The 13818-nt window shown below is 67.7% G+C and carries 9 protein-coding genes; 6 read left to right on the top strand and 3 right to left on the bottom strand.

Annotation, left to right across the window (positions count from 1 at the left end):
* The first annotated feature begins 13 nt into the window (after positions 1-13).
* A complete protein-coding gene (gene polA, locus QQZ11_RS00890; protein ID WP_446698796.1) occupies positions 14-2743 on the top strand; it encodes a DNA polymerase I in 2730 nt (909 codons plus the stop codon).
* On the opposite strand, the gene QQZ11_RS00885 is transcribed toward polA, so the two are convergent.
* Both QQZ11_RS00885 and QQZ11_RS00880 read right to left on the bottom strand, forming a co-directional pair.
* Positions 2700-5558: an FAD-binding and (Fe-S)-binding domain-containing protein gene (locus QQZ11_RS00885; RefSeq protein WP_284548178.1), complete on the bottom strand. Its 2859-nt coding sequence runs from the start codon at positions 5556-5558 to the stop codon at positions 2700-2702. The genes polA and QQZ11_RS00885 overlap by 44 nt on opposite strands.
* Before the next feature lie 76 nt (positions 5559-5634).
* Positions 5635-6108 carry a class F sortase gene (locus QQZ11_RS00880; RefSeq protein WP_284548177.1) on the bottom strand — a complete coding sequence of 158 codons (474 nt, stop codon included), beginning with the start codon at positions 6106-6108 and terminating at the stop codon, positions 5635-5637.
* 660 nt (positions 6109-6768) lie between these two features.
* Here QQZ11_RS00880 and rpsA point away from each other — a divergent pair.
* Positions 6769-8220, top strand: a complete 1452-nt coding sequence (gene rpsA / locus QQZ11_RS00875) for a 30S ribosomal protein S1 (protein ID WP_026377833.1) — start codon at positions 6769-6771, stop codon at positions 8218-8220.
* A 92-nt stretch (positions 8221-8312) separates the two neighbouring features.
* Here the strand turns inward: rpsA and QQZ11_RS00870 are convergent, their stop codons facing one another.
* The gene (locus QQZ11_RS00870; protein WP_284548175.1) at positions 8313-9302 is read right to left on the bottom strand and encodes an ROK family protein; all 990 of its coding nucleotides are present in this window, start codon (positions 9300-9302) and stop codon (positions 8313-8315) included.
* Between the two features lie 360 nt (positions 9303-9662).
* Here QQZ11_RS00870 and QQZ11_RS00865 point away from each other — a divergent pair, with 360 nt between their 5' ends.
* Genes QQZ11_RS00865 through QQZ11_RS00850 form a run of 4 tightly spaced genes read left to right on the top strand, consistent with a single transcriptional unit; the run spans position 9663 to position 13790 of the window.
* On the top strand, positions 9663-10676 hold the full coding sequence (locus QQZ11_RS00865; protein ID WP_022909759.1) for an ABC transporter permease: 1014 nt from the start codon (positions 9663-9665) through the stop codon (positions 10674-10676).
* Complete coding sequence (locus QQZ11_RS00860) at positions 10676-11608, top strand: ABC transporter permease (RefSeq protein ID WP_022909760.1); 933 nt, start codon at positions 10676-10678, stop codon at positions 11606-11608. Before QQZ11_RS00865 ends, QQZ11_RS00860 begins: the two co-directional genes overlap by 1 nt.
* On the top strand, positions 11605-12747 hold the full coding sequence (locus QQZ11_RS00855) for an ABC transporter ATP-binding protein (RefSeq protein WP_284548174.1): 1143 nt from the start codon (positions 11605-11607) through the stop codon (positions 12745-12747). The genes QQZ11_RS00860 and QQZ11_RS00855 overlap by 4 nt, the downstream gene beginning before the upstream one ends.
* Positions 12744-13790 (top strand): ABC transporter ATP-binding protein, encoded by a 1047-nt coding sequence (locus QQZ11_RS00850; RefSeq protein WP_022909762.1) that lies wholly within the window; start codon positions 12744-12746, stop codon positions 13788-13790. Before QQZ11_RS00855 ends, QQZ11_RS00850 begins: the two co-directional genes overlap by 4 nt.
* Positions 13791-13818: the final 28 nt, after the last annotated feature.

Here is a 13818-nt window from a genome sequence, read left to right as displayed (position 1 = left end):
CGGGCTGGGGAAAATGTGGGTGTCGCTCGCTAGAGTCGCGGGTGTGAATGAGACCCCACGGCTCCTGCTCATCGACGGTCACTCGATCGCCTATCGGGCGTTCTTCGCGTTGCCGGTCGAGAACTTCTCGACCTCGACGGGCCAGCACACCAATGCCGTGTACGGGTTCACGTCCATGCTGATCAACGTGCTGCGCGACGAGCAACCCACCCACGTGGCGGTGGCCTTCGACCGCTCCCGGCAGACCTTCCGCACGGAGCAGTACGCGGAGTACAAGGCGAACCGTTCGAAGTCACCCGAGGAGTTCACCGGCCAGGTGCAACTCATCAAGGAGGTGCTCGACGCCCTCAACATCGTCCACCTCGACCGCGAGGGGTACGAGGCCGACGACCTGATCGCCTCGATGGCCAAACAATTGGCCGGCAGCGCTGATGTCTACATCTGCACCGGTGACCGGGACTCACTCCAGTTGGTCAACGACCACGTGACGGTGCTCTATCCCCGCAAGGGGGTCTCCGACCTGGCCCGCATGACCCCACTGGCGATCGAGGAGAAGTACTTCGTCACCCCGGCGCGCTACGCCGAACTGGCGGCGCTGGTCGGCGAGACCTCCGACAACCTGCCCGGGGTGCCCGGGGTGGGGCCGAAGACCGCGGCCAAGTGGATCGCCCAGTTCGACGGTCTCGACAACATCGTGGCCCGCGCTGAACAGATCCCGGGCAAGGCGGGTGAGTCGTTGCGCGCCCATCTTGACGACGTCGTGCGCAACCGACGCCTCAACGCGCTGGTGGAAGATCTCGAGTTGCCCTTCGGCCTCGACGAGCTTCGCCGTCAGGACTGGGACCGCGAGGCCGTGCACACCCTCTTCGACGGGCTGGAGTTCCGCGTGCTTCGCGACCGACTGCTCGAGGCGCTGCCGCAGCAGGGCGAGGAGCCCGAGGCCGAGCAGGGGTTCGAACTCATCGGCGAGGTGCTCCGTCCCGGTGAACTGGCCGCCTGGCTCGATCGTCACGCCCGTGGCGACACGGTCACGGGGCTCGACGTGATCGGCCACTGGGGAAGCGGCACGGGCGACGTCAAGGAGCTCTCGTTGGCCAGCGCCGACGGCGAGGCCTGCCACGTCGTCACCACCGACCTCACCCCCGAGGACGACGCTGCCCTGGCCGACTGGTTGGCCGACGAGTCCTGCGGGAAGGCGCTGCACGAGGCCAAGGGACCGATGCTGGCGTGCTGGGCGCGCGGGTGGGAACTGCGAGGCGTGGTCAATGACACGGTGCTGGCCGCCTACCTCCTACGCCCCGACCAGCGCACGTTCGACCTGGCAGACCTGGCGCTGCGCCACCTCAGGCGTGAACTGCGCGTCGAGTCGGGGGCGGTCGACGACGACGACCAACTCACCCTGGACTTCGGTGAGGACGACGGTTCCTCGCTGCAGGCCGCGCGCGAGTCGATGGTGCGGGCCAGGGCGGTGATCGACCTGTCCGACGCGCTGGCCACCGAGTTGGCCAACCAGGACGGTGCGGAACTGTTGGCCGAGGTGGAGATCCCACTCGAGCGGATCCTGGCCGGCATGGAGAGGGTGGGGATCGCGGTCGACGTGACCCTGCTCGACCGGCTGCGCTCCGAGTTCGACGCCAAGGTGGTTGCCGCCGAGCAGGACGCCTACGCCGTCATCGGGAAACCGATCAACCTCGGTTCACCCAAGCAGTTGCAGGCGGTGCTGTTCGACGAACTCAACATGCCCAAGACACGCAAGACCAAGTCGGGCTGGACGACCGACGCCGATGCGCTGGAGGGATTGTTCGCCAAGACCGAGCACCCCTTCCTGGCGCACCTGCTGGCGCACCGTGACGCCATCCGCCTGCGCCAGACCGTCGACGGCCTGCTCAAGTCCGTGGCCGACGACGGTCGGATCCACACGACCTACGTGCAGACCATCGCCGCCACCGGCAGGCTGTCGTCCACCGACCCCAACCTGCAGAACATCCCCATCCGCACCGAGGAGGGACGTCGGATCCGCGAGGGCTTCGTCGTGGGCCGTGGCTTCGAGTCGCTGATGACGGCCGACTACTCCCAGATCGAGATGCGCATCATGGCTCACGTCAGCGAGGACGACGGCCTGATCGAGGCCTTCCGTTCGGGGCGGGACTTCCACACCGAGACGGCCTCCAAGGTGTTCCACGTCGAGGCCGACCAGGTCTCGGGCGAGATGCGCGCCAAGATCAAGGCCATGAACTACGGCCTCGCCTACGGGTTGAGTGCCTTCGGCCTGTCGAACCAGTTGGGGATCACCACCAGCGAGGCCAAGGGCCTGATGGACGACTACTTCTCCCGCTTCGGGGAGGTACGCGACTACCTGCAGTCGGTGGTCGGCGAGGCCCGCAAGACCGGGTTCACCGAGACCCTGCTGGGGCGTCGTCGTTACCTGCCCGACCTCACCTCGTCGAACCGGCAGCGCCGCGAGATGGCCGAGCGGATGGCGCTCAACGCGCCCATCCAGGGATCGGCGGCCGATGTCATCAAGGTGGCCATGCTGCGCCTGCACGAGAGCTTGGTCGAGCAGGAGTTCTCGTCCCGCATCCTGTTGCAGGTGCACGACGAACTGGTCCTCGAGGTGGCGCCGGGGGAACGCGACCGGCTGGAAGCCCTCGTCCGACGGACGATGGGACACGCCATGGACCTCACCGTGCCACTGGACGTCAGCGTCGGGGTCGGGGCTTCCTGGCACGAGGCCGCCCACTGAGGGCCCGGTCGAGGGCCAGCAACACGTGCTCGTACTCGACCCCCAGGGCTCGTCCCACGCCCAGTTCGCAGGTGCGGTTGGCCGACAGGTACAGGTCGAAGTCGTGCGCTGACCCGTGCCGGTGACCCTCGTCCTGTCGTCCGACCTCCTCGACCATGTCACGGGTGGCGGCCTGCGTGAGTTCTGGGTGCAGCAGTCCGCGGTCCCCGGCGAACCCGCAGCACCGCCACGCGTCGGGCACGACCACGTCGTCGGCGACCAATGCTGCCAGGGACCGTAGCTGGACGTCGAGCCCCAACTGGGTGGTCGCACAGGTGGGGTGCAGCAGGGCACGGGCCACCCGCGGTAGCGGGGGCAGCGACGTGGCACGGTCAGCCACGAATTCCACCACGTCGACGATGGTGAGCCGGGCTCCCACCGCGCCGGCGGCAATCCTCAGCCCCTCGGTGCACGAGGCTGCATCGGAGATCACGACGAGTTCGCCTCCCTGAGTGGCTCGCTCGAGCACACCGGTCACGCGGTCGTCCATCACCTGCTGCCCACGGCGGTGACCCTTCGACTTCCACGGTGTGGCGCAGCACAAGGACTCCACCTCGTCGGGTACCAGTACCTGCACACCGAGCCGTGAGAGCACTGACTCGACGGCCGACTGCAGGGTGGAGCCGTCCCGTTGGCCGAACATCGTCTGCACGCACGACGGCAGGTAGACAGCATCAGGGCGGCTGCTCGGTCGTGGTCGGCGGCCGACTCCGCCGGGTGGCAACTCCGCCGACAGCTGGGGCACCGTGTCATCGCCCAGCAGACGCCGACCCAGGGCCAGCGGCGTGGTCACCACCGGCGTCGGCAGCCGATCGGCCGCCGTCATCCCCATCGACGACAGTCGGGTGAATGGTCCCCACGCGTGGGCGGCCACGTGCCACCCGGCCCCGGTGAGCGGGGTCTGCGACTCCCGACGCAGGCGGCGCACCAGGTCGCCGGTGTTGATGCCCACGGGGCAGGTGGTGGCACACATGCCGTCGACCGCGCAGGTCTCGGTCACCGGATAGGTCTGGTCGCGGCGGAGCCGATCGGCCAGCTCGTGGTCGCCCGCCTCGTCGGCGTCGACGATGGCCCGTTGGGCCACGATCCGCTGGCGCGGGGTGAGGGTGAGGAACTCGCTGGGGCAGACGGGTTCGCAGTACCCACATTCCACGCAGCGGTCCACCTCGGACTGGACGGTGGGAGTGGTCTTGAAGTCACGCAGGTGCAGGTCTGGATCATCGGTGATGACGGCCCCGGGGTTCAGGATGCCCGCCGGGTCGAGGGCCTGTTTCAGCGAGCGCATCATCGTGTACAGCTCCGGGCCGTACTGCCGCTCCACGAAGGGAGCCATGATGCGTCCCGTGCCGTGCTCGGCCTTGAGGGTTCCGGCGGCATCCAGCACCAGCTGCACGAGTCCCTCGGTGAACTCACGCTGCCGTGACACCGCGTCGGCGGTGCGGAAGTCCTCCGTCACGAGGAAGTGGAGGTTGCCGTCCTTGGCGTGTCCGAAGATCACCGGAGCCGCTCCCAGTCGGTCGCGGCAGAGCTGGGTCAAGTCGCTGCAGACCTGTGCCAACGAGGGGACGGGTACGGCGATGTCCTCCAGCAGTGCCGTGGTGCCGCTGTCGCGAGCGCCGGCGACCTTGGCGTACAGCCCCTTGCGAAGCGCCCACAGCCCTGAGCGACGCCGTGCATCGGACGAGAACTCGGCCCTGGCCAGACCGAGCTGGTCGCAGGCGTCGGCCACGTCGGAGTCGAGTCGGTCGGGGCTCGGGGACTGGAACTCCACCAGGAGCGCGGCTTCGCCATGGCGGGCCCCGGGCAGCACGGCGGCGTGCGCCGGGTCGGTGCGGCACACGGCAAGCGAGGTCTCGTCCAGCAGTTCGATCACGGCTGGGCCGGTCTGCCGCAGGTGGGGGACGACCGCGGTGGCCTCGTGGAGCGATCCGAAGGTCAACAAGGCCGTCGAGACATGGGGCAGCAGGGGCACGGTGTTCATCACCACCGATGCGATGAACCCGAGCGTCCCTTCGGAGCCCACCATCAGGTGCTCGAGCGCCTTGGCGGGGGAGTCGTGGTCGACGAGTGCGTTCAGTCCATAGCCCATGGTGTTCTTGCGGGCGAACTGTCGTCCGATCTCCTGGGCGAGGTCGGCTCGCCGCGCCTGCGCCGACAGGGACACCAGGAGGGAGTGCAGGGCCGGTTCGTCCGCCGCCAACTGGGCATCTGCGTCGGGGGCACCGGTGTCGAGCACGGTGCCGGAGGCCAGCACCACCACCATGGAATCCACCGTCCGGTACGAGTTCTGCTCGACCCCGCAGGTCATGCCGGACGAATTGTTGGCCACCACCCCGCCGACGGTGCAGGCCACCTCCGAGGCGGGGTCGGGGCCGAGTTTGCGTCCGTGCCTGGCCAGCCGGGAGTTGACCTCGCGCACGGTCATACCGGGGCCGAGCCGAACCCGGCGGGCTCCCTCGTCCAACAGTTCCATGGAGCGGAACCCGCGACGCACGTCGACGAGCAGTGCGGACGACTGCGCCTGCCCGGACAGAGACGTGCCCCCGGCCCGGAAGGTGACCGACGTGCGATGGCGGGTGGCCACCCCCAGGATCGTCGCCACCTGCGAGGCGTCGGCCGCGACCAAGGAGGCCTGGGGGGTGAGCAGGAAGTGGCTGGCGTCGACGGCGGTGGTGGCCCGGTCGAGCGGCGAGGTGCGCACACGTGCCCGGCCCAACAGCCGCGTCAACTCCTCGGCCAGGTCGGAGGGGAGGGGGGTCGTGCTGCTGCGCCGCATGAGCCCACTCTAGGCAGGCGCGGGGTGGTCGGGCCGGGGCCGCGCAGCTGCGGGGCCGGACAGGTCAGGGCTGGAGTCAGGCGGAAGGGGCGAGTGGTGTGAGGTGGAACAGGATGCGCGAGTCCCACGCGGCCGTGGCCCGGTTGAAGTCCCAGCAGATGACGATGATCGCCTCGGGGGCCCCCGCGTCGTCGTAGAGCACGGTCGAGTTGGGGTCGTAGTCCTTGACCCACACCTTGGTGGAGCGGCTGAAGGTGTAGCAGACGGTGTTCCCGCGCCCGTCGCTGACCCTCACCAGGGCCCCGGGTCGCAGTCCCGAGTTCGGGTCGGCCAACTCGTTTCCCAGGGCGTTGCCATTCCGGTACGTGTGGATGGTCAGCACGGCGTGGCCCTGACCCGAACCGAGCTTGGGACCTTGGTCGAACCAGCCGACGGTGCGGGGTTGGTCCTTGGGTGGGGCAGCCGCCGACCCGCTCTCGTCCAGTCCCAGCGACAGCATGGGGGAGTCGACCTTCATCGACTCGATCGACAGCCGCTGCGGATCGTCCATCGGGGCGGTCGGGCTGCTGCAGCCGGGCGGCAACGGTGTGGACGAGGAGGCAGTCGGAGTCGGTTGGGCAGGCGTGGTGCCGGAGCTAGTCGGGGACGCCGGTGTCGGGGCAACGATGGTCGCGGAGGTGCTGGTCTCCGGGCTGGCTGGCGGCGCCGCGACTCCCGGTTGCCGGTTCGTCGCTCGCCAGATCGCGAAGCCAGCCCCCACCAGGATCACCAGGACCACCAGCAGCACGACCAGGCGGGAGGGTCCCCGTCCAGGGCTGGACGACCGGCCGCGTCCGGGGAGGCCGTCTGGCTGCGGACTGGCTGGCACGGGGGCCTGGTCGGCCATGGTCGTCGTGGTCCTCTCGGGTGGCTGCGTGGTCGGGGGTGCTGCGGACGGGAGTGTGGTGGATCGCTGCTGTCGTGCTGCCGGACGCCGTGTGGCACCCGGTCCAAGGGTCTGCGCGGAGCCATGCCTCCCTCGCGCATCAGCGTACCGAGTGCGGGCAAGCCCGGATTGACCCTCGCGGTTGACCGCGAGTACTCTGGACGGGCACTGTGACCTGTCCTGTTCCGTACCGAGTGAGTGGGTCTGCGGTGGGGGGAGACTTCCAAGTAGCCGCAGGGTGATGGTGCGTCATCAGCATTGTCCAACCATCGGAGCACCTACTACATGACCTCCTCCACTGAGGCCTCGACCCAGGTCGCCTTTGACGACCTCGGCTCGCCGGAAGCCTTCCTGGCCGCCGTCGACGCCACCATCAAGTACTTCAATGACGGTGACATCGTCACCGGCACCGTCGTCAAGGTTGACCGCGACGAAGTCCTCCTCGACATCGGTTACAAGACCGAGGGCGTCATTCCTTCCAAGGAACTTTCCATCAAGCACGACGTGGACCCCTTCGAGGTCGTCCAGGTCGGCGACGAGATCGAGGCTCTCGTCCAGCAGAAGGAAGACAAGGAAGGCCGCCTGATCCTGTCGAAGAAGCGGGCTCAGTACGAGCGCGCCTGGGGCACGATCGAGAAGGTCAAGGAGGAGGACGGCGTCGTCACCGGCACCGTGATCGAGGTGGTCAAGGGTGGTCTGATCGTCGACATCGGTCTGCGGGGCTTCCTGCCCGCATCGCTGGTCGAGATGCGTCGCGTCCGTGACCTGCAGCCCTACGTCGGCATGGAGCTCGAGGCCAAGATCATCGAACTCGACAAGCACCGCAACAATGTCGTGCTGTCTCGCCGTGCCTGGCTCGAGCAGACCCAGAGCGAGGTTCGCCAGAACTTCCTCACCCAGCTCCAGAAGGGCCAGATCCGCAAGGGCGTCGTCTCGTCGATCGTCAACTTCGGTGCCTTCGTCGACCTCGGTGGGGTAGACGGTCTGGTGCACGTCTCGGAGTTGTCGTGGAAGCACATCGACCACCCGTCCGAGGTCGTCGAGGTCGGTACCCCGGTCACCGTCGAGGTGCTGGAGGTCGACATGGACCGCGAGCGTGTCTCGCTGTCGCTGAAGGCCACCCAGGAAGACCCGTGGCAGACCTTCGCACGCATCCACGCCATCGGCCAGATCGTGCCCGGAAAGGTCACCAAGCTGGTGCCCTTCGGTGCGTTCGTCCGCGTCGAGGAGGGCATCGAGGGCTTGGTGCACGTCTCTGAGCTCGCTGAGCGTCACGTCGAGATCCCCGAGCAGGTCGTCACCGTCAACGACGAGGTCATGGTCAAGATCATCGACATCGACCTCGAGCGTCGTCGTATCTCGCTGTCGCTGAAGCAGGCCAACGCTGGTGTCGACGTCGCCGCTGACGACTTCGACCCCTCGTTGTACGGCATGACCGCCAGCTACGACGACCAGGGCAACTACATCTACCCCGAGGGCTTCGATCCGGAGTCCAACGAGTGGAAGGAAGGCTACGAGGAGCAGCAGCGTGCCTGGGAGTCCCAGTACGCCGAGGCGCAGTCCCGTTGGGAGGCGCACAAGCGTCAGGTCGAGGAGGCCGAGCAGGCCGACCAGAACGCTGCCACCGAGTCGGCCACCACGACCAGCTTCGCATCGACCGAGGAGCCGGGCGCTGGTTCGCTCGCTTCGGACGAGGCGCTGCAGGCCCTGCGCGACAAGCTGACCGGCGGCAACTGACCGCCCTTCGGCTGACAGCCACCAGGAAGGCCCCCGACCACATGGTCGGGGGCCTTCCTCGTTCTGTCCCTGCCAAGTGTCAGCGCCAGGTGTCAGCGGTGCGGCATGAAGGCGGCGCGTGCCAGGGCCGAACGGGCTTCGTCCAAGGCCCCCAGACGCACGGCTTCGTCCCCCAGGTCACTGGAGCGCACCATCGGCGGGGGCCAGTGCAGGGTCGTGCGCAGGATGGCCTCGAGGGCCGCGCGCAGCGACTCCCCGGCAACGCGCGAGGTCTCCCCGGCCAGGATGACCAGTTCCGGGTCGAGCGTGGTGGCGATGTTGACGATGCCGGGTGCGATCCGCTCGGCCAGCGCATCCCAGACCGGTGAGCCCAAGGGCTCGCTGCCGGTGATCTCATCGAGCCACGCATGCCCGGGGCTGTGCTCGCGCCCGACGGTGTGCGCCAGGTTCCAGGCACCCGCACGGTCCTGGTAGGGCGTCTGGCCGGCTTCGCCCGTGTGCATGAACCCGATCTCGCCGGCCGCGCCGTGGGCGCCCCGATGAACCCGGCCGCTGAGCACCACGGCAGCGCCTACGCCACTGCCCAAGCTCACCAGCACGTAGTCCTCGGCATCGGCGGCCACCCCGTGCAACTTTTCGGCGATGGCCCTGAAGTTCACCTCGTTGTCGAAGGCGACGTGGGCTCCCTCGAGGCGCTGCGCGATCCGATGGGCGGTGCCCGCAACCCAGCGGGGCTGCTCGGTCGAGAAGAGCACGTCGCCAGTGAGCGGGTCGACGGCGCCCGGCAGGGCGATCGACACGGCGTGGTGCCGGTACGACTCAGGGGGGATGGTCGCGTTCACCGCCTCGACGATGGCGTCGTCGAGCCTTCGGTCACGATCGAGTTCCACGTCGTGGCCCAGTGCCTGGGTCGAGCCCAGCGGGGAATGGCTGACGAGGAGCACGTCTCCGTGCACCTCGACGGCCGTGGCCAGTCCGAGGTCGGCCGCCAGGGTGAACTTGGCCGCTTTGGGGCCGGGACGGCTGGCCTCGTCGAAGCCATCGGCCACCACCAGTCCTTCGGCCTGCAGCCGCTCAATCACATTGAGCGCCGCTGGACTCGAAAGTCCAGCCAATCGGGCAAGTTGCGGCCGCGTCGATGGACCATGCTGCGCCAGGAGCTCGCAGAAGACACGGTCGTTGACCTGGCGCATCAGGCGCTGCGGAGCGCCTCCGATGCTCGACGGGTGGGTCATGGGGCCCATCTTTCCTGAAGCCACCCCGTCACCGCCGTGGTGATCGATGGGTGTCGCTCCCTGTCTTGGTTGATTATTTACTTACTTATTGATTGTGTGCAAGATGTACCCCGACGAGCAACGAAGCCGGGAGACGACGTGAGCGTGGACGCGAAGACAGACGGGGGGTCCCGGGCTGAGGCTGCGCAGCGTCCAGGGCCCCGAGGGATGCCCCAGTGGCTGGTCTTCCTGGGTCGCCGACTGGGTATCTACACGGGTACCGCCGTCCTGGCCGTGGTGATGAATTTCATGCTTCCCCGGCTGATGCCGGGGGATCCGGTGCAGGACATGTTCCTTCGGATCCAGCAGGCCACGGGTGCGCCGCCACCTCAGTACCTGATCGACAACATCTATGCCCTGTACGGCGATCCCAACCGCCCACTACCCCTGCAGTTCGTCGATTACCTCACCCAATTGGCGCGCGGTGACCTGGGCAGGTCCGTCATGCAGTACCCGACTCCCGTTTCAGAACTGCTGGCCCAGACCTTGCCATGGACGCTCGGCCTCGGACTGATCACGCTGGTGCTCGCCTGGCTGATCGGCACCCTGCTGGGGGCCTGGCTCGGGTGGAAGCCCTCGGGCATGGCCGACAAGGCCTTCACCCCGGTGTTGATGTTCTTCCACTCGATCCCGGCTTTCTGGCTCGCGATCATGGCGGCCTGGTTCTTCGCCTACCGCAACTACTACTTCCCGGCCCAGGGTGGATACGACGCCGAGCAGCGCAACCACTCCTGGGCAAACGGCCCCTTCCTCACCTCGGTGGTCACCCACGGGACGCTGCCAGCGTTGGTGCTTGTCATCGTGGGATTCGCAGGATGGTTGTTCAGCATGCGCAACATGACCATCGCCACCACCAGCGAGGACTACGTCACGCTTGCCCGAGCCAAGGGGCTCTCGCGGTGGGTGGTCCTGATGCGCTACGCCGCACGCAACGCCATCCTGCCCAACGTCACGGGCCTGGCCCAAGCAGTGGGCGGACTCCTCGGCTCAATCGTGTTGGTCGAGTCTGTCTTCGTCTACCCGGGCATGGGCAACTTGTTGGGCAATGCCATCGGTCAGCGTGACTACCCGGTGATGCAGGCGATCCTGCTGATGACGGTGTTCCTCACCTTGGCTGCCAATTTCATCGCCGACTCGATCTACGTGCTGCTCGATCCCCGCACCCGAGAAGGAGACGCCTGATGACCAGAAGATTTCTGGGACTGCCGATGGTGCGGGCTGGCATCGCGCTGATGGCCTTCTTCGCATTGATGGCGACGGTTGGCCCATGGCTGTGCTCCACCTTCCTCGGCCTCGACCCGCTTGAGCTCGACACCGCAAACGCCGGCATGCCGCCGAGCGCACAACACTGGCTCGGCACCACCTCGTCCGGTCAGGACGTGCTCGCCCGCATCGTCTGGGGGGCACGTGGCTCCCTGCTCGTCGGTCTCGCCTCGGGAACGATCGCCACGGCGCTGAGTGTGGTGATCGGCACCTGGGCGGGATTCATCGGGGGCTGGGCCGACAAGGTGCTGAACACCTTCACCAACCTGTTCCTGACCATGCCGAGCTTCGCCGTCACGCTGATCATCGCCGGCTACGTGCAGAAACTCGACTGGCTGTCGGTCTCCCTGATCATCGGCGCCTTCGAGTGGCCCGGTGGGGCGCGCCGCATCCGCGCCCAAGCCATGAGCCTGCGCGGACGAGACTTCACCGCGGCTCTGCGGACGACCGGTGAGTCACGCTGGCGGATCATCGCGGTCGAGGTCGCACCCCATCTCAACGGCGTGGCGTCCAGCATGTTCCTGACGGCCTTCGTCTACGGCGTCTTCACCCAGGCGTCGATGGCTTTCCTGGGCATCGGCGACCCGGAAACTGTTTCCTGGGGCACCGAGATCGCCTACGCCGAGGGCCAGAACGCGCTCTTTCGTGGCTACTGGTGGTGGTTCGCCCCGCCCGGCATCGCCATCGCCCTGCTCGGACTGAGCACCGCCCTCATCAACTTCGGCATCGACGAGATCGTCAATCCGGTCCTCAACTCCAAGCAGGAGGTACTGGTGCGCCAGTTCTTCAAGCGCACCCGGAAGGGTTCCCACCATGAAGTCCGGCCGGTCACTGGGGCGGTGACCCGATGACCCCCACCGACCAGACGCTGCCGGCTGAGCGGGATCACCACACCGGCCCCCTGCTCGAGATCCGCAACCTCTCGGTGCGCTACCTCACCGAGGCCGGCGAGGTGCCTGCCTGCGACGACGTCACCCTGACCGTGCGCCGCGGCGAGATCCTGGGCATCGCAGGCGAGTCGGCCTCGGGCAAGTCGACCCTGCTGACCGCTCTGCTGCGCCTGCAACGCACCCCGGCCGTGACCTCGGGGGGTGAGGTGATCTTCCATCGAGGGGGTGGGAGACCACCCGTCGACCTCGTCCGCCTCGATGAACGGGCGATGTCACCGTTGCGGTGGTCCGACCTGTCAATCGTGATGCAGTCCGCGATGGCCTGCCTCAATCCCGTGATGCGTCTGCGCGCCCAGTTCGCCGACGTGATCACACTCAAGAACCCGACGATGACCCGCGGTCAGGTCGACGAGCGCATCACGGAACTCCTGCGCATGGTCGGCATCGCTCCCGACTACGCCACCGCGTATCCCCACCAGCTCTCCGGCGGTATGCGGCAACGTTCCCTGATCGCCTTGGCGCTGGCGTGCGACCCCGACCTCGTGGTGATGGACGAGCCGACCACTGCGGTCGACGTCGTCATGCAGCGCACGATCCTCGACCAGGTACTGGCCCTGCAGGAGCGATTGGGTTTTGCCATCATCATGGTGACCCACGACCTCTCGCTGTTGCTCGAGATCTCTGACCGGATCGCCATCATGTACGGCGGCCGTGTGGTCGAGGTGGGCGACGCGGCCGAGATCTACGCCCACCCACGGCACCCGTACACCCAGGGCCTGCGCAACGCCTTCCCTCCGCTGAGCGAACCGGTGCGTCGACTCACCGGCATCTCTGGGACGCCGCCGAACCTGCTGAATCTACCTGTCGGTTGCGCCTTCGCGCCGAGGTGCCCGCACGCGCAGGACGACTGTCTGGCCCTTCGACCCGAGTTGAGGACGATGCCGACGACCGGGGCCGGCGAGCCCGGCCTGGCCGCCTGCCTGCACCCGCTCGATCGGGACGAGACCCGGCGGCAGGACGAGGATGCCGCCAGGCCAGATGCCGTCGCGGTCGATTCCGAGGCCCTCCTGGCCTCGACCATGGAAGGAGCGCAGCGATGACGGCCACCCTGCCCGCCAACCCGCCGGGCCTGCCGGGTTCCGGCCCGTCGCCTTCCGGAGGGCCGATCGTCAGCGCGAGAAGGCTGACCAGGCACTTCCAGGGACGGTCACGCGGAGGAGGTCGAACCACGATCCGAGCCGTTGAGGAGGTCGACTTCGACATCGAACCCGGCACCATCGTGGCATTGGTCGGGGAGTCCGGATCGGGCAAGACCACCTTGGCGCGGATGTTGGCTCTCCTCCACCCGCCCACCTCCGGGGACCTCGTCGTGGCCGGGAAGGAACTCCCGCGCCGCCAGCGCGACAAGGTGCGTTACTACGGCAATGTGCAGATGATCTATCAGGATCCCTTCGCCTCGCTGAACACCCTCAAACCCTTGCGTCACATCTTGGGCCGCGCCCTGCGCATCCACGGACGAGCCAAAGGGCGTCGTAACGAGAGGGAGCTCGTCGCAGAACTTCTCGCGAAGGTGAACCTCACCCCGCCCGAACAGTTCGTGGACGCCTACCCCACCTCCCTGTCGGGTGGGCAACGACAGCGGGTGGCGATCGCTCGGGCGCTGGCCGTGCGGCCTCGGCTCCTGCTCGCCGACGAGCCCACCTCGATGCTCGATGCCTCCATCCGCCTCGACATCCTGAACCTGTTGCGCGACCTGCGAGATTCCGAGCGGGTGGCCATTCTCTACATCACCCACGACATCGCATCGGCGCGCTACATCTCCGACCGGATCATGGTGATGTACGGCGGCCGGATCGTCGAACAGGGGCCGACCGACGACGTGGTGCAGAACCCCAGGCACCCCTACACCCGGCTGCTGGTGGCCTCCGCCCCCGACCCGGCGCACCACAAGGGCAGCGGACTGAACCGGCGGGTCCAGGTCGTCGGGGACGCAGAGCCGGTCGACGTCTCCCAAGAGGTGACGGGTTGCCGGTTCGCCCCACGCTGCCCCTTCGTGATGGACCGCTGCCGGGAGCAGCGTCCCCCCTTGCTTCAGGTCGGCGACCAGGCCGCCGCCTGTTGGCTGCTCGAGGACGAGCAGTGACCCCCCACCTCCGTCGCGCTGCGACGGC

The sequence above is a fragment of the Aestuariimicrobium sp. T2.26MG-19.2B genome (genome assembly GCF_950101875.1).
GTDB lineage: Bacteria > Actinomycetota > Actinomycetes > Propionibacteriales > Propionibacteriaceae > Aestuariimicrobium > Aestuariimicrobium kwangyangense.
The sequence above is the reverse complement of the archived record's forward strand: the minus strand, read 5'-3'. Positions and strand labels throughout refer to the sequence as shown.